General features: G+C 70.9%; 22 protein-coding genes and 4 tRNA genes. 16 read left to right on the plus strand and 10 right to left on the minus strand.

The window, feature by feature from the left end:
* Window positions 1–10: 10 nt before the first annotated feature.
* From rpe to ACX80N_RS05860, 5 genes are all read right to left on the minus strand, one after another.
* A complete protein-coding gene (gene rpe / locus ACX80N_RS05840) occupies window positions 11–673 on the minus strand; it encodes a ribulose-phosphate 3-epimerase (protein WP_459338648.1) in 663 nt (220 codons plus the stop codon).
* A 116-nt stretch (window positions 674–789) separates the two neighbouring features.
* Window positions 790–2,343 carry an RsmB/NOP family class I SAM-dependent RNA methyltransferase gene (locus tag ACX80N_RS05845; protein ID WP_459338649.1) on the minus strand — a complete coding sequence of 518 codons (1,554 nt, stop codon included), beginning with the start codon at window positions 2,341–2,343 and terminating at the stop codon, window positions 790–792.
* Window positions 2,340–3,290: a methionyl-tRNA formyltransferase gene (locus ACX80N_RS05850; RefSeq protein WP_459338650.1), complete on the minus strand. Its 951-nt coding sequence runs from the start codon at window positions 3,288–3,290 to the stop codon at window positions 2,340–2,342. The genes ACX80N_RS05845 and ACX80N_RS05850 overlap by 4 nt, the downstream gene beginning before the upstream one ends.
* The gene (gene def / locus ACX80N_RS05855; protein WP_459338651.1) at window positions 3,287–3,892 is read right to left on the minus strand and encodes a peptide deformylase; all 606 of its coding nucleotides are present in this window, start codon (window positions 3,890–3,892) and stop codon (window positions 3,287–3,289) included. The genes ACX80N_RS05850 and def overlap by 4 nt, the downstream gene beginning before the upstream one ends.
* A 254-nt stretch (window positions 3,893–4,146) precedes the next feature.
* Window positions 4,147–5,022, minus strand: a complete 876-nt coding sequence (locus ACX80N_RS05860; protein WP_459338652.1) for a cytochrome — start codon at window positions 5,020–5,022, stop codon at window positions 4,147–4,149.
* A 204-nt stretch (window positions 5,023–5,226) separates the two neighbouring features.
* On the opposite strand from ACX80N_RS05860, the gene ACX80N_RS05865 reads away from it, so the two are divergent.
* The 5 genes from ACX80N_RS05865 (at window position 5,227) to ACX80N_RS05885 (ending at window position 6,024) form a co-directional block, all read left to right on the plus strand.
* Window positions 5,227–5,300 (plus strand) — tRNA-Gly (locus ACX80N_RS05865).
* 53 nt (window positions 5,301–5,353) lie between these two features.
* A tRNA-Cys gene (locus ACX80N_RS05870) sits at window positions 5,354–5,424 on the plus strand.
* Window positions 5,425–5,450: 26 nt separating this feature from the next.
* Window positions 5,451–5,522: transfer RNA gene (locus ACX80N_RS05875), tRNA-Val, on the plus strand.
* Between the two features lie 29 nt (window positions 5,523–5,551).
* Window positions 5,552–5,625 (plus strand) — tRNA-Gly (locus tag ACX80N_RS05880).
* A gap of 147 nt (window positions 5,626–5,772) precedes the next feature.
* Window positions 5,773–6,024 (plus strand): antitoxin, encoded by a 252-nt coding sequence (locus tag ACX80N_RS05885; RefSeq protein WP_459338653.1) that lies wholly within the window; start codon window positions 5,773–5,775, stop codon window positions 6,022–6,024.
* Window positions 6,025–6,146: 122 nt separating this feature from the next.
* Here ACX80N_RS05885 and zapE read toward each other — a convergent pair whose 3' ends face one another.
* Window positions 6,147–7,178, minus strand: a complete 1,032-nt coding sequence (zapE, locus tag ACX80N_RS05890; protein WP_105030111.1) for a cell division protein ZapE — start codon at window positions 7,176–7,178, stop codon at window positions 6,147–6,149.
* A 271-nt stretch (window positions 7,179–7,449) separates the two neighbouring features.
* On the opposite strand from zapE, the gene ACX80N_RS05895 reads away from it, so the two are divergent.
* Window positions 7,450–8,367, plus strand: coding sequence for a sulfurtransferase (locus tag ACX80N_RS05895; RefSeq protein WP_459338654.1), 918 nt, complete (start codon window positions 7,450–7,452; stop codon window positions 8,365–8,367).
* Window positions 8,364–8,804 (plus strand): SufE family protein, encoded by a 441-nt coding sequence (locus ACX80N_RS05900; protein WP_105030109.1) that lies wholly within the window; start codon window positions 8,364–8,366, stop codon window positions 8,802–8,804. Before ACX80N_RS05895 ends, ACX80N_RS05900 begins: the two co-directional genes overlap by 4 nt.
* Here ACX80N_RS05900 and ACX80N_RS05905 read toward each other — a convergent pair.
* Window positions 8,788–10,065, minus strand: coding sequence for an alpha/beta hydrolase family protein (locus tag ACX80N_RS05905; protein WP_459338655.1), 1,278 nt, complete (start codon window positions 10,063–10,065; stop codon window positions 8,788–8,790). The two genes, ACX80N_RS05900 and ACX80N_RS05905, sit on opposite strands and share 17 nt — an antisense overlap.
* 99 nt (window positions 10,066–10,164) lie before the next feature.
* Here ACX80N_RS05905 and ACX80N_RS05910 point away from each other — a divergent pair, with 99 nt between their 5' ends.
* The 9 genes from ACX80N_RS05910 (at window position 10,165) to ACX80N_RS05950 (ending at window position 20,189) form a co-directional block, all read left to right on the plus strand.
* Window positions 10,165–10,650, plus strand: a complete 486-nt coding sequence (locus tag ACX80N_RS05910; protein ID WP_459338656.1) for a hypothetical protein — start codon at window positions 10,165–10,167, stop codon at window positions 10,648–10,650.
* A gap of 14 nt (window positions 10,651–10,664) precedes the next feature.
* Entirely contained in the window at window positions 10,665–11,090 is a 426-nt protein-coding gene (gene msrB / locus ACX80N_RS05915; RefSeq protein WP_459338657.1) for a peptide-methionine (R)-S-oxide reductase MsrB, read from the plus strand.
* 220 nt (window positions 11,091–11,310) lie between these two features.
* Window positions 11,311–12,675 (plus strand): DUF6421 family protein, encoded by a 1,365-nt coding sequence (locus tag ACX80N_RS05920; RefSeq protein WP_459338658.1) that lies wholly within the window; start codon window positions 11,311–11,313, stop codon window positions 12,673–12,675.
* Entirely contained in the window at window positions 12,672–13,379 is a 708-nt protein-coding gene (locus ACX80N_RS05925) for an SDR family NAD(P)-dependent oxidoreductase (protein WP_459338659.1), read from the plus strand. Before ACX80N_RS05920 ends, ACX80N_RS05925 begins: the two co-directional genes overlap by 4 nt.
* Before the next feature lie 36 nt (window positions 13,380–13,415).
* Window positions 13,416–14,483, plus strand: coding sequence for a threonine aldolase family protein (locus ACX80N_RS05930; RefSeq protein ID WP_459338758.1), 1,068 nt, complete (start codon window positions 13,416–13,418; stop codon window positions 14,481–14,483).
* 155 nt (window positions 14,484–14,638) lie between these two features.
* Window positions 14,639–15,265, plus strand: coding sequence for a DUF3000 domain-containing protein (locus ACX80N_RS05935; RefSeq protein ID WP_105030103.1), 627 nt, complete (start codon window positions 14,639–14,641; stop codon window positions 15,263–15,265).
* A gap of 157 nt (window positions 15,266–15,422) precedes the next feature.
* The gene (locus ACX80N_RS05940; RefSeq protein WP_105030102.1) at window positions 15,423–16,733 is read left to right on the plus strand and encodes an HRDC domain-containing protein; all 1,311 of its coding nucleotides are present in this window, start codon (window positions 15,423–15,425) and stop codon (window positions 16,731–16,733) included.
* A gap of 88 nt (window positions 16,734–16,821) precedes the next feature.
* Window positions 16,822–18,072 carry a thiolase family protein gene (locus tag ACX80N_RS05945; RefSeq protein WP_459338660.1) on the plus strand — a complete coding sequence of 417 codons (1,251 nt, stop codon included), beginning with the start codon at window positions 16,822–16,824 and terminating at the stop codon, window positions 18,070–18,072.
* Window positions 18,069–20,189: a 3-hydroxyacyl-CoA dehydrogenase NAD-binding domain-containing protein gene (locus ACX80N_RS05950; protein WP_459338661.1), complete on the plus strand. Its 2,121-nt coding sequence runs from the start codon at window positions 18,069–18,071 to the stop codon at window positions 20,187–20,189. The genes ACX80N_RS05945 and ACX80N_RS05950 overlap by 4 nt, the downstream gene beginning before the upstream one ends.
* A gap of 71 nt (window positions 20,190–20,260) precedes the next feature.
* On the opposite strand, the gene ACX80N_RS05955 is transcribed toward ACX80N_RS05950, so the two are convergent.
* From ACX80N_RS05955 to ACX80N_RS05965, 3 genes are all read right to left on the minus strand, one after another.
* Window positions 20,261–21,226: an aldo/keto reductase gene (locus tag ACX80N_RS05955; RefSeq protein ID WP_459338662.1), complete on the minus strand. Its 966-nt coding sequence runs from the start codon at window positions 21,224–21,226 to the stop codon at window positions 20,261–20,263.
* 64 nt (window positions 21,227–21,290) lie between these two features.
* Window positions 21,291–21,707 carry a nucleoside-diphosphate kinase gene (gene ndk, locus ACX80N_RS05960; RefSeq protein ID WP_459338663.1) on the minus strand — a complete coding sequence of 139 codons (417 nt, stop codon included), beginning with the start codon at window positions 21,705–21,707 and terminating at the stop codon, window positions 21,291–21,293.
* Between the two features lie 76 nt (window positions 21,708–21,783).
* Window positions 21,784–22,215: a DUF4233 domain-containing protein gene (locus ACX80N_RS05965; protein WP_459338664.1), complete on the minus strand. Its 432-nt coding sequence runs from the start codon at window positions 22,213–22,215 to the stop codon at window positions 21,784–21,786.
* Window positions 22,216–22,219: the final 4 nt, after the last annotated feature.

The raw sequence follows: 22,219 nt of genomic DNA on the forward strand, positions 1-22,219 counted from the left end.
GGGCCGGGCCTCAGGCCGGACGGGACGCCGCGGAGCGCAGGGCCGAGATGGCGGAGGCGGCATCGTGGGCGCCATAGACGGAGGAACCCGCGACGAAGACGGTCGCCCCGGCATCTGCCGCGCGGAGGATGGTCTCCTCGGTGATGCCGCCGTCCACCTGGATGACCAGGGGAAGGTCCGCCCCGCGGATCGCCGCTGCCGCCCGGCGGATCTTCGGCAGGGTGAGGTCCAGGAAGGACTGCCCGCCGAAGCCGGGTTCCACGGTCATCACGAGCAGCATGTCGAGTTCGGCGAGCATGTCGAGGTAGGGCTCCACCGGCGTCGCAGGGCGCAGCGCCATCCCGGCCTTCGCCCCGGTGTCCCGCAGTTCCCGTGCGAGCTTGATCGGGGCGGTCGCCGCTTCCGCGTGGAAGGTGACGGACGCCGCTCCCGTACCGGCATAGAGAGGTGCCCAGCGGTCGGCGTCCTCGATCATGAGGTGCACGTCCAGCGGGAGCGGACTGACCTCCTGGATCCGGCGGACGACCGGCAGGCCGAGTGTCAGGTTCGGCACGAAGTGGTTGTCCATGACGTCCACGTGCACCGCATCGGCGGTGCCGATCCGCTGCAGTTCGGACTCGAGGTTGGCGAAGTCGGCGGAGAGGATGCTCGGGTTGATACGCAGGTGCGTCACGGTTCTTCCCTTCGTTGCCCCGGGGCCCGCGCCCTCAGGGGGCAGCGGCCGGGTGTCTTGGTGCGGAGTCTTCGGTGCGGAATCCTCGGTGCGGAATCCTCGGTGCGGAGTCCTCGTCAGGGAGTCTTCCTGATGAGTGCGAGATACATGGCATCCGTGCCGTGCACGTGCGGCCACAGCTGGGCGCTCGCGCCGTGTCCCGCCCCGAGCGCTCCACCGATGCTCACGGCGTCGAGCGCAGCGCCCGCGTCCAGGCGCTCGAACCCCTCGCGCTTGCGCAGGCAGTCGTCGACGACGGCGTCCGTCTCGGCGTGGTGCGGTGAGCAGGTGACGTAGGCCACCACGCCACCCGGCGCGACGGCGTCCAGGGCCGAGGCCAGCAGTTCGCGCTGCAGCGGAGCGAGGGTCACCAGGTCCGCGGGCCGGCGACGCCACCGCGACTCGGGGCGACGCCGCAGAGCGCCGAGACCCGTGCACGGGGCGTCGACGAGCACGCGGTCGTAGGCGCCGGGCTGTTCCCGTCCGAGATCGCGCCCGTCACCGACCCGCACCGTCCAGGAGTCCTCCGGCAGCGGTCGGAGCGCCTGGCGGACCAGCTGGGCGCGGTGCGGGACCGGCTCGTTCGCCGTCAGGTGGACGCCGGCGTCCTGGCCCAGTGCCGCCAGCAGGGCCGTCTTGCCGCCGGGGCCGGCGCACAGGTCGAGCCAGCGCTCGGGGCCCTGTGCCTCCCGCTCCTCGAGCCGGACACCCGCCAGGGCGCGGGCCACGAGCTGGGAGCCGGAGTCCTGCACCCGGAGGGTCCCGGTCGAGACGCCGGGGAGCCGGCTGACATCCCCGCCGGAGTAGTAGGCCGAGCCGGGCGCGAGGCGTCCCGGTTCGGCGCCCTCGGCGAGGGCGTCGTCCACGGTGGCGAGCCCTGGCAGGGCCACGAGGTGCACCACGGGCGCTGCGTTGTCGGCGGCGAGCAGCGCGTCGATCTCGGCGACGTCGCGCCCGTGGGCGACGAGCGCCTGGCGCAGGGCGCGCACGATCCACTCGGGGTGGCTGTAGGTCAGGGACGCGATGGCGGTCGCATCCGTCATGCCGGACACGAGCTCGCCGATCCAGCCCTGGAGATCGCGTGCTGCCACCTTGCGGAGGACCGCGTTCACGAGCGACGACGGGCCCGCCCCGATGACCGCGCGGACGAGCCCGACCGTCTGGTCGAGCGCCGCGTGGGCGGGGACGCGCATGGCGAGGAGCTGGTGGACGCCGATCCTCAGGGCGTCGAGCACCGCGGGGTCGAGCTGGTCCAGGGGGCGGTCCACGCAGCGAGCCAGGACGGCGTCGTAGGTTCCCTGGCCCCGGAGCGCACCGTAGGTGAGTTCGGTGGCGAAGCCGGCATCGCGCCGGTCCAGGCGGTGCTTGCGGATGCTCGCCGGCAGGACGAGGTTGGCGTAGGCGTCCTCGGCGGCGACGGCGCGCAGGACCTCGAAGGCGACGAGGCGTGCCGGGTCGGCGCGCCGCGTGCGCTGGGACGGCGCGGAGGAGGAGTACTGGCGCTCACCACCGCGGTTGCGCTCGCGCCCCTGCTCGTTGCGGCGCCGGTTGCCACCCTGCCCGGTACCGCCCGGGCCGCGCGGCGTGCCGGCTCCCCTGGAACCGCGATCATTGCCTCCGGTCTCACTCACTCGAACACCAGCTCTCCGCGCGCTATCGCGCCCCGTGCCCAGTCGAGGGCGTTCATCATCTTCTTGCCTGCCGGCTGGACCTCACCGAGGGCCAGTGGATCGGTGCCCGTTCCCACGAGGACCTCCCGCCCGGCCAGGCGCACCGCGCCCGGCGCCAGCACCCCGGGCACGGCCACGTCGGCCGACACCCCGTGTCCGACCGACGCGGGGCGGACCGGACCGAGTTTCAGCCGCTGTCCGTCGAGCAGGCTCCAGGCCCCCGGTTCGGGGGTCACGGCGTTCACGCGGCGGCGCACCGCAGGGGCGGGGTCCGACCAGCGGATCCTCGCGTCGTCGATGCTCAGCTTGGGTGCGAGGCTCGGCTCCCCTGCCTGCGGCGTCGCCGTCACCTGACCGGCGTCGATGCCCGCGAGGGTCTGCACGAGCAGCACGGCGCCGCTCGACGCCAGGCGCTCCAGCACCTCGCCGCTCGTCGCGGAGGGTTCGAGGGTCTCGGTCATCACGCCGAAGACGGGCCCGGTGTCCAGCCCCTCCTCGAGACGGAAGGTCGTGGCACCCGTGATCGCGTCCCCGGCGAGCACGGCGTGCTGCACGGGGGCCGCACCGCGCCATGCGGGCAGGACGGAGAAGTGCAGGTTGATCCAGCCGTGTCTCGGCACGGCCAGGCCTGCCGGCGGGACGATCCCCCCGTAGGCGACGATGGCCGCGGCGTCGAGATCGAGGGCCGTGAGTTCGCCGATCAGCTCCGTCGTGAAGCGGTTGGCCTTCAGCACCGGGAGTCCGAGCGCTTCGGCGGCCGCGGCGACGGGGCTCGGGGTCAGCACCTTCTTGCGCCCCACCGGGGCGTCGACGCGCGTGAGGACCGCGGCGACGTCGAACCCGGCGTCCACGAGCGCCCGCAGTGAGGGGACGGCGACCTCGGGCGTTCCGGCGAAGAGGACCCTCATCGGGTGGTCCGGCCGAACGCACCGGTGCCGCCGGGAGCGGGAGCCGAACCCGGTGTGAAGCTCGACCCGAGGGTCCTGGACCGCTCGGCCGCGGTCCGGGAGGTCACGCGGTTGTAGTCGGCGCTCCGGATGGCACGGAGGGCGTTCCTGCGGTCCTCGCCCTGGAGCCGGTCGATGTACAGGGTGCCGCGCAGATGGTCGGTCTCGTGCTGGAGGGCGCGGGCGAGCATGCCCCTCCCCTCGACCACGACGTCCTGCCCGGACACGTCCTTGCCGGTGACACGCGCCCATTCCGTCCTGTCCACGAAGCTGCCGAGCCCTGGCACGGAGAGGCACCCCTCGACGTCGGACTCGCCCTGGGACGCACCGTCGGTCTCGAGCACCGGGTTCACCACATGGCCCCGCACCCCGTCCACGCGATAGGTGAACACCTGCAGCCCGATCCCCACCTGGGGTGCGGCCAGCCCTGCACCCTGGACGTCGATCATGGTCTCGGTCATGTCCTCGACCAGCCGCGCGAGCTCCGGTCCGAAGTCGGTCACCTCGGCGGCCGGTGTGCGGAGAATCGGATCACCGATCATGCGGATACTCAGGACGGCCATCGGTGCTCGGTTCCTCGCTTCGGTCACGGGCTGCGCGGGGGCGCGCAGAACAGGAGTACGGGATGCCCGCGGTCCTGCTGCGGCCGCGAGGCTCCCGACAATCCTAGTGCCGTGTCGCCGGACGGGTCGCCGGGGCAACCCCGCGTGCGGCCCTGGCGGAACGGCCGACGACCGTCGCAGGGCCCGATCCGCGCCCGTGCGTCAGGCGGGGAGGGCCGACCCGGGTGCCGGGCGGCCCGATCCGCGCCCGTGCGTCAGGCGGGGAGGGCCGACCCGGTCGGTACGGCGGCGGAGGGCGGCGGACTGACGGGCAGCAGAGCGCGGCCGGCCTCCTCGGCGAGCAGCCCCGCCTCCCAGGCGCGCCGCAGCGCGCAAAAGCGGAGCCAGTGGGTCCTCAGCACCTCCGGGTTGGCGCGCATGGCCCGCACCTCGGTCTGCCCGACGGCGACGCCGAGCAGCAGCGGCTGGTCCCCGTGCGGCCACGCGCGCCATTCACCCTTCTCGGGGTCCACGAGGCATTCCTCGGCCTTCATCCCCGCGACGAGCTGCATGACCACCTTGTCGTCGAGGGCCTTCACGAAGCCGTCCCGGTCGGTGTTCTTGGTCTTGTAGTCGATGAGGCAGGTCCGCCCGCCGATGGTGGCGACGAGGTCCAGGGTCCCCGCGTAGCCGAGCTCGGTGTTCCAGACGGTCAGTTCGGGCTCCACCGGCCGCACGTCGTAGAGGTCCCACCAGTCGTCGAACCGGTCGGCGAAGCCCGTCTCGCCGTTCTCCTCCAGGGCCAGGCGCGCGGCGTCGAGCTCCTCGGGACGCCCCAGCGCTCGCAGGGCGACCTGCTCGCAGTAGTGGTGCACGCGCGTACCGCGGAGGGCGGCCTCGTCGCGGTAGCGCTCGGCCGCGGAGGCCGCATCGCGAACCGCCGACCGCAGCTCGGACGGGTTGCCGAGCGCTCCGGGCAGCCGGGGATCCCGCGAGAGCGCGCTGGCCGCCATGTGGCCGAACCAGCCCCCGAGCGAGGTGGGAAGCTGCGAGATCACGGTGGTGATCGACGGGACGGAGGGCTGTTCCGTCGTCGAGCGGGCGTACATCCTGCCGTGGGGCGTCGCGTGGGCGAGGAGCGGGGCGGTCATGGGTCCAGTCTCTCAGGTGCCTCTGACAGGCCGCGCCGCGGACCCGCGCCCTGCGGGCGGCGCCGGTGCGCACCGCAGTAGGCGCTGGGAGCCGCCGATTGGACGAACCCCCAAACGTCCTATAGAGTTTTTTCTCGTTGGAAAACGAAGAACTACCGCGAAATGCACCACGTCGAGCGGCGGTTCGGAGGTTGTTTTTCTTCTGCGGACGTAGCTCAGCTGGCTAGAGCACCACCTTGCCAAGGTGGATGTCGCGGGTTCGAATCCCGTCGTCCGCTCGCAAGTCACTGTATGGCCGGATCAGTCCGGTGACCGGAGCTTCTCCGGTCACGGTGGGGTGGCCGAGAGGCGAGGCAGCGGCCTGCAAAGCCGTATACGCGGGTTCGAATCCCGTCCCCACCTCGTTACAGAACGAGCACCATGAAAATGGGCGATTGGCGCAGCGGTAGCGCGCTTCCCTGACACGGAAGAGGTCACTGGTTCGATCCCAGTATCGCCCACGACGGCGCCCCCTCGGGGGCGCTTTTTTGCGGACGTAGCTCAGCTGGCTAGAGCACCACCTTGCCAAGGTGGATGTCGCGGGTTCGAATCCCGTCGTCCGCTCGGATAAGACCGGCCGGTCCTCGCGAGGACCGGCCATTTTCATGCCCGAGATCGGTAGCTCTTCCTCCCAGGACACGCCCATCTTCCTCGCCTATGCTTGGAGGAGCGGAAACGGGACTGCGTTTCCACGACCGAAAGGAGGTGTCCGTGGGTTTATTGGACGGGCTCAAGGGCAGGGCCGGCACCCTCGCGGGTAAGGCGACCGAACTCATCGGCGGTAATTCCGACAAGGTGAAGAACGGCATCGGGAAGGCTGGCGGCTTCGTCGACAGCAGGACCCATGGCAAGTACTCGCGTCGCATCAGCGGGGTGCAGATGAAGGCTTCGCAGATGGTCGACCAGATCGACAAGAAGGACGGTAAGGGCGGCAACGCCCCCACGCCTCCGCCGGCCGTGTGATCCCAGCCTGGCAATGAAGGAGCGCCGGTCCCGCCGAGAGGCGGCACCGGCGCTTCTTGCGTCTCCGTCCGCGACGTGATCGACCTGGCGTCCGGGGATGATCACCGCGAAGCGTGGAGCACCTAGCTTGGGACGTCGCTCCCCTGCCGCGCGAGGGCCGTCAGGCGGGAGACCGCACGGTAGTACTTCTTCATGTAGCCGCCACCCATCATCTCCTCGGTGAAGAGGTTGTCGAAGGTGGTGCCGCTGGCCATGATCGGCACGTCGCGGTCGTACAGACGGTCGGCCAGGACCACGAAGCGCAGCGCCACGGACTGCTCGGTGATGGTCTGCACGTTGTGCCATGCCACGGCGTCGACGCCGTCCAGGAGCTGCCGGTAGCGGCTCGGGTGGACGTCGGCGAGGTGCCGGATGAGGGACGCGAAGTCGTCCTCCGCGAGCACGCCCCCCGAGTAAGAGGCGATCCGGTCCCGCAGGGCGGCGTCGTCGATCGCCTCCGGGGCCTGGGGCAGTCCGCGGTGGCGGTAGTCCTCGCCGTCGATCCGCGCGACCTCGAACTGGTCGGCGAGGACCTGGATCTCCCGCTGGAAGTCCTCGGCGGCGAAGCGTCCGTCGCCGAGCGAGCCGGGCAGCGTGTTGGAGGTCGCGGCGAGCTTGACGCCGGCGTCGGCCAGTTCCCGCATGAGGCGGGACATCAGCACGGTGTCCCCGGGGTCGTCGAGCTCGAACTCGTCGATGCAGACCAGGCTGTAGCCGCTGAGCGCTTCGACCGTCTTGCGGAAGCTCAGCGCTCCCACGAGATTGGTGTACTCGACGAACGTGCCGAACGCCTTCCTCCCGGAGGACGCGTGCCACAGCGAGGCCAGGAGGTGGGTCTTCCCGACGCCGAACCCGCCGTCGAGGTACAGGCCGGCCCGTGTGGGGTCCTTCCTCCCGCCGAACAGCTTCCGCAGTCCCGAGGGCTCGGGCTCGTTGACGGCGACGGCGAAGTCCCGGAGCTTGGCGACGGCCGCGGACTGCGACGGCTGCTGCGGGTCGGGGCGGTAGGAGTCGAAGGACACGTCGCCGAAGCGGGGCGAGGGGTAGAACCCGTCCAGCAATTCATCGACGGAGACCTTGGGGGAACGCTCTGTCAGGTGTTCGATGGCTGGCACGGATCGGGACCGCTTTCTGTTTCCGGCAAGGGGCGAGGGCGGCGGCCCGGCAGGTGCCGCTCCGCTAGGCAAGACTACGGCATACAGGCGCGTCCGCCGGGTTGAGGACGGGGGTCGCGGAGCCCTTGACCGGGCTGCCCTCAGGGGCCGGGCAGGGCGGTCGCTGCGCCGCAGCAGATGCGGAAGCAATTGCCGCATCGCGTGGTTAGGCTAGGTGGAAGGACACCCGAGGAGCGCGCCGCGCGTGCTCACAGCCCCACGAAAGGCCGCAATGCCCCTGTCTCCAGACCCGCAGGACAAGTTCGCCGAGTACGCCCACCCGGAACGTCTCGTCTCCACAGCGTGGCTCGCCGACAACCTCGGGGCGGACGGCCTGGTGGTCGTGGAGTCCAGCGAGGACGTCCTGCTGTACGAGACCGGGCACGTACCCGGCGCCGTGAAGATCGACTGGCACACCGAACTCAACGACGAGGTGACCCGCGACTACGTGGACGGCGAGGGCTTCGCCCGCCTCATGGCCGCCAAGGGCATCGAGCGTGATTCCACCGTGGTGATCTACGGGGACAAGAGCAACTGGTGGGCCGCCTATGCCCTCTGGGTCTTCACCCTCTTCGGCCACGAGGACGTGCGCCTGCTCGACGGCGGCCGCGACAAGTGGGTCGCCGAGGGCCGTGCCCTGACCACGGACAGGCCCGAGGTGGCACCCACGGACTACCCCGTCGTCGAGCGGGACGACGCGTCGGTGCGTGCCTACATGACCGATGTCCTGGCGCATCTGGGCAAGCCGCTCATCGACGTCCGCTCCGGCGACGAGTACACGGGCGCCCGCACCACGATGCCTGCCTACCCCGAGGAGGGCGCCCTGCGCGGCGGTCACATCCCCACCGCGAAGTCCGTCCCGTGGGCGCGGGCCGCGGCGGAGGACGGCACGTTCCGTCCTCGCGCCGAGCTCGATGCGATCTACCGGGACGAGGCGGGCCTGCAGGACGGCGACGACGTCGTCGCGTACTGCCGGATCGGCGAGCGATCCAGCCACACCTGGTTCGTGCTGAAGCACCTCCTCGGCTTCGACACCGTCCGCAACTACGACGGTTCGTGGACCGAGTGGGGCAACGCCGTGCGCGTCCCGATCGTCCGCGGCAGCGAGCCCGGCGAGGTGCCCGCGGCCAGGGCGCAGGTCGCCCGATGACCGCCGGGGCCGTTCCGGCGAAGCTCGCCGAGATCATCGACGATTTCCAGGACCTGTCCGAGCCCGACCGGCTGCAGCTCCTGCTCGACTTCTCCCGGGAACTCCCGGACCTGCCCGAGCGCTACGGCGACCACCCCGAACTGCTGGAGCAGGTGGTCGAGTGCCAGAGCCCGCTGTTCCTGACCATGGAGATCGGCGCGGAGCCCGAGCGGCCCGTGCACCTGTTCTTCTCGGCACCCCGCGAGGCCCCGACCACGCGCGGGTTCGCCGGGGTGCTCCTCGAGGGACTCGACGGGCTGCCGGCCGACGAGGTCCTCGCCGTGCCGGACGACGTGCCGGACCGCCTGGGCCTGACCCGCGCCATCACTCCCCTGCGGATGCGCGGCATGGCCGCCATGCTCGGACGCATCAAGCGCAAGATCAGGGAAGCGCAGTAGGCTCGGGCGTCCCGGCGTCGGGCACCTTCCCGCCGGGAAGGATCCGCCCGAACAGGAGACCGTCGAGCCAGCGCTCGACCACGGACTCCCACCGCTGCGGGTCCACGTTCCACTCCTTGGTGTGGCGCGCGCGGTGGAACCGCTCGAGGGTCACGAAGGCGGGGTTCTTCGCCGCCAGGTTCGCGGAGGGACCGATCGGGACGAACTCGTCGTCCTCGCTGTGCAGCACGAGGGTGGGCAGGGTCAGCTGCTCCGCGCGGGCGATCCAGTCCATGCTCTTGAGGTCCAGCGGCGCGGCCAGGCCCGTGATCCTGCGTGCCCGCGGGTTCGCCAGGAGGTACTGTCCGAGCCTGCCGACGGGCGCCGGGATCCGGTTGAGCTCCGCGTGGTGCGCGAGCACCTCCATCCAGTTGATGACCGGGCCGTCCAGCACCAGGGCGACGATGCGGCGCCGGTGCCGCGAGAGGTCCGCGGTGCGCAGGACGATGGCCCCGCCCATGGACCAGCCGAACAGCACCACGTCGCGGGCCCCGTGCGACACCGCGTAGTCGATCGCGGCGTCGACGTCCTGCCATTCGGTCATGCCGAGGCCGTAGCGGCCGTCCGGGGCCGACGGCGCCTCGCCGTCGTTCCGGTACGACAGCACCAGGCTCGTCAGTCCGAGGCGACGCGCGGGGGCGAGGGCTCGCAGCGCCTCGGCGCGTGACGCGCCTCGACCGTGCACCATGATCGCCCACGTCCGGGCGGGCTTCTCCGCCCGGACGAGCCAGGCCGGGGCCGAGCCGCCCTCGACGGGGATGATGACCTCCTCGTCGGCGAACCCCATGGCCGACGGCGAGGGGTACACCGCGCCACCCCACCAGCCGCGGGTCGCGGAGGCGAGATCGCCCGTGTACACCTTCTCCACCTCGCGCTCGACCGTCCCCTCGCGCGGCACGTAGGAGCGGATGGCCCCGATCCGGGCGTGGCCCGTGCCCTTGTCGAAGTGGAGGCTGTAGGTGCCCTCGACGGTCGTGTCGTCGTTCGCGGGGAGGATCACGCTCTGGTTCCCGGCGGGTCCGACGACGGCGAGGATGTCCAGGTTCTCGTCGCGGCCACGCGCCGGGATCACGATCTGCCGTGCGAAGTACACGGCGAGTCCGGAGACCGCGCCGGCGGCCGAGGACGCGAGGGCGGCCCCCGCCCCGACCCCGAGCGCCGTCCACTTGAGCCAGGGCGCAGGGATCCGGTGGACCGCGGCCGTCGACATCTCAGTTGCCATGCCTCCATTTCTACCCTGCTTCCGCCCCGGGCGGCCGAGCACGGCGGGCGCGTCGCGCGACTCGCGGCGGATGGGAGGGCCCCGCAGTACAGTGACGCCATGACGCAAACGATCATCGTCCTGGCCGAGGAAGCCCTGACCCGTCCCGACCTGGTGAATCTGCGGACCCTGGAAGGGGACGATCCCGCGGACGTCGTCGTCCTGATCCCGGAGGACCGCAACGAGTCCGTCCTCGGCGAGTTCTTCCGCCACCTGAGCCTGCTGGAGGTCGGGGAGGCCTTCCGGTCCTTCTCCCCCGACGACCGGCGCCACGACGAGGACGCGGCCCGCAGTGCCCTGGCGGCGTCGCTCCGGCTGCTCACGGACGAGGGGTTCGCCGCACGCGGCCGGACGACCACGGGCAACCCCGTCGAGGCCCTCGTGCAGGAGGCCGCGGACACCGCGGCCTCCCAGGCCGTCGTCATCACGCGGCCGCATGCGATGGCCGACACCTTCCACACCGATTGGGCCAACAGGGCGCAGGACAAGCTGGGCATCCCCGTCCTGCACCTGTACTCCGGCTCGGGATTTATTGGCGACTCGTAGACGTTGCACGCACTATGACTACCGAACGCGATACCTTCCGGCCCGAGATCGAGAAGTCCGACGACGAATGGCGTCAGGAGCTGACGCCGCAGGAGTTCCAGGTGCTGCGCAAGGCCGGCACGGAGCGCCCGTACACCGGGGAGTACTACGACGCGAAGACGGCGGGGACCTACGAGTGCCGCGCATGCGGCGCCGAACTGTTCACGAGTAACGAGAAGTTCGACTCGCACTGCGGCTGGCCCTCCTTCTGGGCCCCGCTCGCCGAGGACAAGGTCCGTTACCTGCACGACCGCTCCCTGGGCATGGAGCGCATCGAGGTGCGCTGCGCCCGCTGCGACTCGCACCTCGGACACCTCTTCAAGGGCGAGGGCTTCGACACCCCCACCGACCAGCGCTTCTGCATCAACTCCATCTCCATGAAGCTGGTACCCGCCGGATGACCGACGGGCGACCGCACGGATCAACACGAAGGCCGGCCCACGGGCCGGCCTTCGTGCGTCCCCGGGCTCCTCGGGGCTAAGCCCGGCTGGCCCTGGGGTCGGCGTGCAGGTCCATGAGCATAAGCTTTGCTGTCCTACGGTGCCCTCACGTGTAAGCGAAGCTGTTCATGTTGCTACGCTCGCGACAAATGGACCGCCGCACATCCCGGAAGCAGGAGCAATGACCCTCACCCCCCTCGCACCACTGGACAGCACCCCGCAGGAGACGGCCGCCTGGCACGCACTGAAGACCGCGGTGCAGCACCTGCGCCTCCTGCAGGTCAAGGACGGATCCATCCCGGACCCCCAGGACCACGCTGCCGCCGCGACGTACACCGCCGCCATCACCGCCGCCGTACAGGAGCTCGCCCCCCTGTTCCCGCACGACGCCGACTATCTCGACCGCACCGTCACGGCCTTCGACGCCTGGCGGTCGAGCGGCTTCTCCGTCCCGGACTTCCTCGAGCCGCTGCTGGCCTTCCAGCCCCAGCTGGACCGGGTCGACGGCCTGCGGCACCTCGTGGTCTTCCCCATGTACACCCAGAACGGCAGCACCAGCCGCCTCGTCGAAGCCGTGCTCATCGAGGTCCTCTGGCCGGAGTTCGTCGGCGAGCTGGAAGCCGGCGCCTACTCCAATGCACTGTTCGTCCCCATCCGGTTCCTCGACTTCACGGAGGGCTACAACACCAACTCCGCCGTGCTCTTCCCCGAGACGGTCGCCGTCAGCTCCACACCCACCTTCACCTGGGGCGCCATCTTCGCCGACCGCGAGGCGGCCCGCTTCCGCCGCGTCGTCCGGGCAGCCGCGGAGATCACGCGCCTCGACCTGCCCGAGGACGCCCTGGAACTCCTCGACGACCAGAAGCTCACGGAGGAGACCTTCGTGATGTGGGACCTCATCCACGACCGCACCCACATGCGCGGCGACCTGCCGTTCGATCCGTTCATGATCAAGCAGCGCATGCCGTTCTTCCTGTACTCGCTCGAGGAGCTGCGGTGCGATCTCACGGCCTTCCGCGAGTCCGTCCGGATCGAACGCGACGACGACGCCTCCCCCGAGGCACGCAGGCACGCGAAACTCGTGCAGTACGCCGTCATCTTCGACCGCATCTTCCGCTTCAGCATCACCGGCAGCCGCGTGCGCAACTACGACGGCCTCGGCGGCCAGCTCCTGTTCGCCTGGATGCACCAGCACCGGGTCCTGCACTGGACGGACACCAAGCTCACCATCGACTGGGACGAGGCCGCCGATGTCGTCATGGCCCTCGGCGAGCAGATCGAGCAGCTGTACTGGCGCTCCATCGACCGGCCGAAGATCGCGCACTGGCTCGCCGCGTACGAGCTCGTCTCCGCGACGGTCACCCCGCACCCGGCCTCCGTCTGGGCCAAGGGACCCGACGCCCTCGAGCTCCTGGGGCCGCCGCGCGCCCTCACCGACGCCGTGCTCGACGACGAGTTCCCGCTGTCGATGTTCTTCGAGGCCCTGGAGCGCAAGATGAAGCCGGTCATCGAGTCCACCGCCGGAATCACCGCGGACGCCGCATGAGCGCAGCACCCGGTGCCCGGACGGCCGTCGTGGCCGGTGCCACGAGTGCGTCCGGCATCGCCCTCACCCGTCGGCTCCTCGCGGACGGTCTGGGCGTCGTGGCCGTCGGCTCCGACGCCGGGCGACTCGCGGTGGCGTTCGAGGGGCTCGAGGGTGTGGACCGGCAGGTGTGCGACCTCACGGACGAGTCGGCCGTCGGCGGGCTCGCCGAGCGCGTGCTCGCCGACCACGGGGGTACCGATGCCCTGTTCCACCTCGTGGGCGGCTGGCGGGGCGGTCGGGGCATCACCACGCAGACGACGGCGGACTACGAGGCCCTCCACCGGTCGGTGTTCCTCACGCTGTTCAACACCAGCCGGGCGTTCTACGACCAGCTGTCCGAGCGCGGAGGACGGCTCGCCGCCGTGAGTGCGACGGCGGTCGCCGCGCCGACCGCGGGCAACGCCTCCTACGCCGCCGTGAAGGCGTCCGTGGACGCCTGGCTGCAGGCCGTGGCCCATGGCTTCGCCGGGGACGGCACCGGGGCGGCCGCGACGGCCGTCGTCGTCAAGGCACTCGTCGACGACGCCCTGCGGCAGCAGCACCCCGAGCGGAGGTTCCCCGGCTTCACGCACGTCGAGGACCTCGCCCGGGTCCTGGCGTCCCTGCCCGGCGCGGCGGCCACCGAGGTCAACGGTGCCCGCATCGACGCCGTCGGGGCATAGGTGCCGCTCGGGGATAATGGGACGGTGACCGACACCATGAGCCCAGCCACCGTCCCCGCACCCCTGCACGACCGCACGCGGCGCAGTTTCGCGTCCGACAACTACTCGGGCGTGCACCCGGAGGTCCTCGCGGCGCTCGCGGCGGCCAACGAGGGTCATCAGGTCGCCTACGGCGAGGACGAGTACACCGCGCGGCTGCAGGAGGTGATGGAGCACCACTTCGGCGAGGGGATCTCCATCTACCCGGTCTTCAACGGCACGGGCGCCAACGTGCTGTCGCTGCAGTCCATCCTCCCGCGCTGGGGGGCCGTGATCTGCCCGCAGACGGCGCACATCAACGTCGACGAGAACGCGGCACCCGAGCGGGTCGGCGGCATCAAGCTGCTGTCCGTGCCCACCCCGGACGGCAAGCTGACCCCCGAACTCATCGACCGGGAGGCCTGGGGGTGGGGCGACCAGCACCGCGCGCAGCCCCTGGCCGTCTCGATCACGCAGACCACGGAGCTCGGTACGCTTTACTCGGTGGCCGAGATCAGGGCCATCGCCGACCACTGCCACACGCGCGGAATGCGCGTCCACATGGACGGCGCACGCCTCGCGAACGCCGCCGCAGCCCTGGGGCAGCCGCTGCGGGCATTCACGCGCGATGCCGGCGTGGACATCCTGTCCTTCGGCGGGACGAAGAACGGCCTCATGTTCGGCGAGTGCGTCGTCGTGCTCGACCAGGAGGCGTCCACCGGGCTCGACTACCTGCGCAAGCTCAACATGCAGCTGGCCTCCAAGATGCGCTTCGTCTCGGCCCAGCTCATCGCCCTGCTCGAGGGCGATCTCTGGCTGCGCTCGGCATCGCACGCCAATGCCATGGCCGCGCGCCTCACCGAGGGCGTCCGCGGCATCCCCGGGGTGACCCTCACGCAGGAGACCACCGCGAACGCCGTCTTCGCCCTCCTGCCCCCCGGAGCCGCCGATCGCATCCGGGAGAGCTTCCGCTTCTACGACTGGGACCAGGCCACCGGTGAGGTCCGCTGGATGTGCTCGTTCGACACCACGGAGGAGGACGTGGACGCCTTCGTCGCGGCCATCCGCCGGGAGGTCTCCGCCTGACGGACTCCTTCCCGGAAGCAGGGGGTGCCCAGTCGCTGAACAGCACGGGGACACGCCGCGAACGGCAGCCGAGCGGACCCGTCCACCGGCGCGTCGGCACAATCACACCGGCGCGTCGCCGCGGAACCGATCCCCCGAGGGCATAGCCTGCGGAGGTGAATTCTCTCGGCGGCGCGCCTCAGCTTCCCACGGAATTCCTCGATGCCCTGTCCGGTCTCCGGAAGGCCGTCCGCCGCAGCGAGATCAGGCTCGAGGAGATCCCCGCTCCCTCCCGGCTCGCCCCGTTCGCGGTGGCCCTCGGCGCCGAGGTCTTCGAAGCCGCGCCGCTGCCGCTGCACGGGCCCGCGCGCACGTTCCTCGCGGCGTCCGAGCCCGAGGAGCTCGCCACGGGCCGCTTCATCCTCCTCTACGACCCCGAGGGTTCCGAGGTCTGGAACGGCCGGTTCCGCATCGTGACATACATCCGTGCACAGCTCGAACCCGACATGGGCAACGACGCCCTGCTGGGGTCCGTCGCATGGACATGGCTGGTGGAGGCCCTCGAGAGCCACGGCGCGCGGCACCACAGCACGGGCGGCACCGCCACGAGGATCCTGTCCGAGAGCTACGGGACCCTCGACGACCGCCCGGACACCATCGACATCGAACTCCGGGCGTCGTGGACGCCCGAGACCTCGGATGTCCGCCGCCACCTCGAGGCCTGGTCCGACATGGTGTGCACGTTCGCCGGACTGCCTCCCCTGCCCGCAGGCGTCGCCCACCTGCCCCACCGCAGGTCCTGAAGCGCCTGCCTCGCTGTCGTCCCCCTGAGGTCGCAGCTCCGCCCCAGGACTCCGGAGTGCACCTCGACACGCCGGCCGGCACCCGTCGACCAGGGACGACGGCCGCCCACCAACCGCTTCGGAGTGCCGGGACCCGCGGGGCTAAACTGGAACCATCATGACTTCCTCCACGTCCGAGCAGACGGACAGCACCGATGCAGCCGACGTCGCCGTCGATCCCGGACCCCAGGACCTCCCCCTCCTGACCGAGCCGCGCGACGGCGTCCCCTTCGTCATCGACACCCCGGCCGGGCTCGAGCGGGCCGCGGCCGCACTCGCCGCCGGAACCGGGCCCGCAGGAGTCGACGCCGAACGGGCCTCCGGCTTCCGCTACGGTCAGCGCGCGTTCCTCGTGCAGATCCGCCGTGAGGGCGCCGGCACCTGGCTCATCGACCCCGAGCCGTTCGACGACCTGCGCAGCATCGACGACGCCCTCGACGGCGTCGAGTGGATCCTGCATGCCGCGAGCCAGGACCTGCCCTGCCTGGCGGAACTGGGCATGTGGCCGGACCGGCTCTTCGACACGGAACTGGCCGCACGCCTCGCGGGACTGCCCCGCGTGGGCCTCGCCGCCGTGATCGAGTCGCAGCTCGGCTTCAGCCTCGCCAAGGAGCACTCGGCCGCGGACTGGTCCAAGCGCCCGCTCCCCGAGCCATGGCTCCGCTATGCCGCGCTCGACGTCGAGGTCCTGACCGAGCTGCGGGACAAGCTGGCCGACCTGCTGCAGCAGGACGGGAAGCTCGCGATCGCCGAGGAGGAGTTCGAACACATCCGCCGGACCCCGCCGGCCGAGCCGCGCGTCGACCCGTGGCGCCGCACCTCCGGCCTGCACCAGCTGCGGGACCGGCGGCAGCTCGCGGCCGTCCGGCAGCTCTGGTCCGAGCGCGAGGACCTCGCGCAGCGCCGCGACGTGGCGCCGGGGCGCCTCATCCCGGACTCGGCCATCATCGCGGCCGCCAAGGCGATGCCTGCCACGGTCCCGCAGCTGCTGGCGACGAAGGGCTTCCATGGCCGCGCGGCCCAGAAGGAGGCCCCGCGCTGGCTCAAGTGCATCAGCGAGGCCAAGAAGGTGACCGACCTCCCGCCGCTGCACATCTCCACGAACGCCCCGCCACCTCCGCGGGTCTGGCCCGAGAAGGACCCCGAGGCCGCCGCGCGCCTGCAGACCGCGCGTCCCAGGGTGGCCCACCGCGCCGAGACGCTCGGCATGCCGGTCGAGAACCTGCTGACCCCGGACTACCTGCGCCGCATCGCGTGGCGGCCTCCCGCCGACCTCTCGCTCGAGTCCGTCTCTGCGGCCCTGGCCGAGCTCGGCGCGCGTCCGTGGCAGATCGAGCAGGTCGCGGCCATCATCACGGTGGCCTTCCTCGACCCGGATCCCCTCGCTGCCAAGGGCCGGCAGGCCGACCAGGAAGCGTCCGCCGGCTGACCCGACCTCTCCTCGGACCGACCGCTTGCACGCTATGTTACCGACCAGTAACATAATCGCGGATCAACATCTCGAAGAGGAGCAACAGGTGAGCCTACAAACCGGGACCACGTCGACGCGGAGTGCCTCGCGCGCCGTCCGCGACGTCGTCTTCGTCGACGGAGTACGTACCCCCTTCGGCAAGGCGGGTGACAAGGGCATCTACGCCGGTATGCGGGCCGACGACCTCGTGGTGAAGTGCATCCGCGACCTGCTGCGCCGGAACCCCTCGCTGCCGCCCGAGCGCGTCGACGACGTCGCCATCGCCGCGACCACGCAGACGGGCGACCAGGGACTCACCATCGGCCGGACCGCCGCCCTCCTCGCCGGGCTCCCCCGGACCGTCCCCGGCTTCGCGATCGACCGCATGTGCGCCGGCGCGATGACCGCGGTGACCACCACGGCGTCGGGCATCGCCTTCGGCGCGTACGACGTCGTCATCGCCGGCGGGGTGGAGCACATGGGGAACCACCCCATGGGAGCCGACGCGGACCCCAACCCCCGCTTCCAGTCGGAGCGCATCGTGGACCCGGCCGCCCTGAACATGGGCAACACCGCCGAGAACCTGCACGACCGCTTCCCTGCGATCACCAAGGACCGCACGGACGCCTACGCCGTCCGCAGCCAGCAGAAGCTCGCCGCGGCCTACGAGGCCGGACGCATCCAGCCCGACCTCGTGCCCGTCGCCGGCAGGAAGCCGGGTGCCGGCTGGACCCTGAACACCGTCGATGAACCGCCCCGTCCCGGCACCACCGTCGAGGACCTCGGAAGCCTGCGCACACCCTTCCGCGCCCACGGCCGGGTCACCGCCGGCAACGCCGCCGGCCTCAACGACGGCGCGACGGCGGCCCTGCTCGCCTCGGCCGACGCCGCCGCCGAGCTCGGACTGCCCGTACGCATGCGCCTGGTCGCCTACGCCTTCGCCGGAGTGGAGCCCGAGGTCATGGGCATCGGTCCGGTACCGGCCACGGAGAAGGCCCTGCGGCAGGCGGGCCTGGACATCGGGGACATCGGACTCTTCGAGATCAACGAGGCCTTCGCCGTCCAGGTGCTGAGCTTCCTCGACCACTTCGGGATCGACGACGAGGATCCCCGGGTGAACCGCTACGGCGGTGCCATCGCCGTCGGGCACCCGCTCGCCTCCTCGGGCGTGCGGCTCATGAACCAGCTCGCCCGCCAGTTCGAGGAGGACCCCGCCGTCCGCTACGGCATGACCACCATGTGCATCGGGCTCGGGATGGGTGCCACCGTGATCTGGGAGAACCCCCACCACGCGAACTACGGACAGGATGCAGCATGAGCTTCGAACGCTACGACGAACTGGCCGCACTGGTTCCCACCGAGATCGTCACCCACTCCTACGTCCAGGACATCCCGCTCCCTGGCGGCGACGTCCTCGCGCTCGTGACGCTCGACAACGACCTCGACCACGCCAAGCCCACCACCCTGGGACCGAACACCCTGATCGAGTTCGGCCGCACCCTCGAGAGTCTGAAGGACCGCGCCGCGCGCGGCGAGATCGCCGCCGTCGCCGTGACCGGCAAGCCCTACTTCCTCGTGGCCGGCGCGGACCTCAGCACGGTCAAGAGCGTGAAGTCGGAGCACCTCGGACGCCTCATGGCCGAACTCGGGCACGAGGCGTACGACCTCCTCGCCGACATGGGCGTACCGAGCTTCGCCTTCATCAACGGCGTCGCGCTCGGCGGCGGACTCGAGATCGCCCTCGCGGCGAACTACCGCACCGTGTCCTCGGGCGCCAACGGCATCGGACTGCCCGAGGCCTTCATCGGCCTCGTGCCGGGCTGGGGCGGTGTCTACCGCCTCCCGCGCCTGATCGGGCCCGCGAACGCCGTCAAGGTCATGATCGAGAACCCCCTCAGCAACAACCGCAGCCTGGACGGCAGCTCCGCCCACCAGCTGGGCATCGCCGACGCACTGTTCGAGCCCGCCGACTTCGTGGAGCAGTCCCTCCTCTGGGCCGCCCGCGTGCTCAGGGACGGTGAGGCCGACGTCGTCGCACGGCGGCGCAGTGAACTCGCACACTACGACGACGCCGCATGGACCGGCGCCGTCGCCGCCGGACGCGCCTTCGTCGAGGCGAAGACCGGTAACGCCGCTCCCGCACCCTCGCGGGTCCTGGACCTCCTCGAGGCGGGCCTGACCTGGACGCAGGAGGAATCCGCCGCTGCCGAGTGCGCGGCCCTGGCCGAACTGATGCAGACACCCGAGTTCCACGCCACCGTGTACGCCTTCCTCGACCTCGTGCAGAAGCGCGGCAAGCGTCCGGCAGGGGCTCCCGACCGGAAGCTCGCCCGCCCGGTTTCGAAGGTCGGCGTGGTGGGCGCCGGGCTCATGGCGAGCCAGCTCGCCCTGCTGTTCGCCCGCCAGCTCAAGGTGCCGGTGGTCATGACGGATATCGACCAGGCTCGCGTGGACAAGGGCGTCGCGTACGTGCACGCCGAGATCGACAAGATGCTGGGCAGGAAGCGCCTGTCGCAGGACGCCGCGAACCGGACGAAGGCGCTCGTCACCGGGTCCGTCTCCAAGGATGTGTTCGCCGACGCCGATTTCGTGATCGAAGCCGTCTTCGAGGAGTTGTCGGTCAAGAAGCAGGTCTTCGCGGAGGTCGAGGCCGTCGTGTCGCCCGAATGCGTCCTCGCGACGAACACGTCCTCGCTGTCCGTGGCCCAGATGGCCGCGGACCTGGTGCACCCTGAGCGCGTGGTCGGCTTCCACTTCTTCAACCCCGTGGCCGCCATGCCGTTGCTCGAGGTGGTCCGCGCGCCCACGACGGACGACACCGTGCTCGCCACGGCCTTCGTCCTCGCGAAGGGCCTGAAGAAGAATGCCGTCCTGGTGCAGGACGCTCCCGCCTTCGTGGTGAACCGCATCCTCGGCCGCATGTTCGGTGAGATCACGGCCGTGTTCGACGAGGGCACGGACGCCGCGACCGCCGACAACGCGCTGCGGCCCATGGGACTGCCCATGACGCCCTTCAGGCTCCTCGCCCTGGTGGGCCTGCCCGTCGGCCAGCACGTGCAGGAGTCGCTGCACACCGCGTTCGGGAACCGCTTCCACGTCTCGGCGAACCAGCAGAAGCTGATCGACGCCGGCGTCAAGGGCCTGTGGGAGAAGCAGGACGACGGCACGGAGACCGTCCCCGAGCAGACCCTCGCGCTGATGGAGCGTGGGAGCACGCCGTCGACCGCCGACGAGGTGCTGCGCCGCACGCAGGACGCCCTCGCGGACGAGATCGGGCGCATGCTGGACGAGGGGGTCGTCGCGGCTCCCGAGGACATCGACCTGTGCATGATCATGGGGGCGGGCTGGCCCATGCACCTCGGCGGCATCACGCCCTACCTCGACCGCGTCGGGGCGTCCGAGCGCGTCCTCGGGAAGACGTTCCACCGGGGCTGATCCAGCGCACCGCACAGCACGGGAAAGGCCCCGACCGATCGGTCGGGGCCTTTCCCGTGCGGCGTCCGGATTCAGGCAGCAGGCCGGGGGAAGATCCGGTCGAGTTCCGCGAGGTCCTCGTGCGACGGCGTCCACGCGGCGGCCTGCGCGTTCTGGCGCACCTGCTCCGGTGAGGTGGCACCGGCGATCACGGAGCCGACCGAGGGCTGGGCCGCGAGCCAGGAGAACGCCACCTGCACCTCGGTCAGGTCTCGCTCACGGGCGAATGCGGAGAACGCCTCGAGCTGGTCCCAGTCCGCGGTCTCCAGCACGTTCTTCCGCGAATGGGTCAAACGGCTGCCGGCGGGGACCTCGTCGCGGCGGTACTTGCCGGTGAGGAGGCCGTTGGCGAGCGGGAAGTACGGCAGGACGCCGATCCCGTAGGCCTCGACCGCGGGGACCACCTCGCGCTCCAGGTGCCGGTCCAGCAGGCTGTAGGGGTTCTGGGCGGAGATGAACGGCGTGTAGCCGCCGCTCCGCGCGGTGAACTCGGCCTCCGCGATCTGCCAGCCGGCGAAGTTGGAGTGCCCGAGGTAGCGGACCTTGCCACTCCTCACGAGGTCGTCCAGGGCCGCGAGTGTCTCCTCGATGGGCGTCAGGGCGTCCGGTGCGTGGTACTGGTAAAGGTCGATCCAGTCCGTCCCCAGCCGCCGCAGCGACGCCTCGGCGGCGCGGACGATGTAGCGGCGGGAACCCCGCGCGCCCCAGTCGGGACCGTTGACGCCGCTCATGTCGAGACCGAACTTCGTCGCGAGGACCACGTCGTCGCGACGGCTGCCGAGCGCCTTGCCCAGCTGCACCTCGCTGACACCGGGTGCCTTGCCGTACATGTCGGCGACGTCGAAGAGGGTGATGCCGGCGTCGAGCGCGGCATGCACCACGGCGTCGGTGCCCTCCTGGGATTCGGAGGTGGTGCCGGCCCTGCCCAGGTTGTTGCAGCCGAGCCCGACGGTGGAGACGCTGAGCCCGGAGGAACCCAGTCTTTGGTAGGTCATCATCGCCCTAACCTACCAAGGCGGTTGCCCCGGGCACACGACGCGGAGCAACCGTACCCCGCTGGGATCAGGCGAACCAGATACCGATCTCGCGCTCGGCGGACTCCGCGGAATCCGATCCGTGCACGAGGTTCTGCTGGACCTTGACACCCCAGTCACGGCCGAAGTCGCCGCGGATCGTGCCCGGCGCCGCCGTCGTCGGCTCCGTGGCGCCCGCGAGCGAGCGGAAGCCCTCGATGATGCGCTGGCCCTCGAAGACCGCGGCGACGATCGGCCCGCTGAGCATGAACTCGACGAGCGGCTCGAAGAAGGGCTTGCCGACGTGCTCCGAGTAGTGCTCCTCGAGCAGCTCCCGGCTCGCGTGGACCTGCTTGAGTTCGGCGATGGTGTAGCCCTTCGCCTCGATGCGGGACAGGATGGTGCCGGTCAGGCCGCGGGCCACGCCGTCGGGCTTGACGAGGACAAGGGTGCGCTCGACGCTCATGATGTACTCCTGGGGTGGGCGCCGTCCGGGACGGCGCGGAGAATGGATTCCACGTCCGACTCTACTAAAGGCGCCGCTACTCGGGGTTCGCCTTCTCCCATTCCGCCTGCAGACGGTCCCGCTCCACGTTCTCGCGGTCCACCCGGGCGCCCTGGCGGAGGCCGTAGAGCCACGTCACGGCGAAGACGGTCCCGACGAGGAACATCGCCGGCTCGAGGAACCCGCCCGCGATGATCACGAGCTGCAGGATCCACCCCAGCGCGATCCCCCACCGCTTCGTCAGGACGGCGCAGGTGAGGATGAGGACGACGCTGAGGATCAGTCCGGAGGTCAGGATGACGGCGGGCGAGATCTCGTCGCGGCGCAGCCCGAAGACGGCGAGGGTCGCGAACAGGACCACGAAGCCCTCGAGCACGAGGACCGTCGAGGCGAACAGGATCTTCGTGGACCGGCGCTTCTTCGGCATCCCGGGCCGCCACTCGCGCTGCGCCCTGGTCATGCGTGCCATGCTC

The sequence above is a fragment of the Arthrobacter sp. MDT2-16 genome (genome assembly GCF_054510925.1).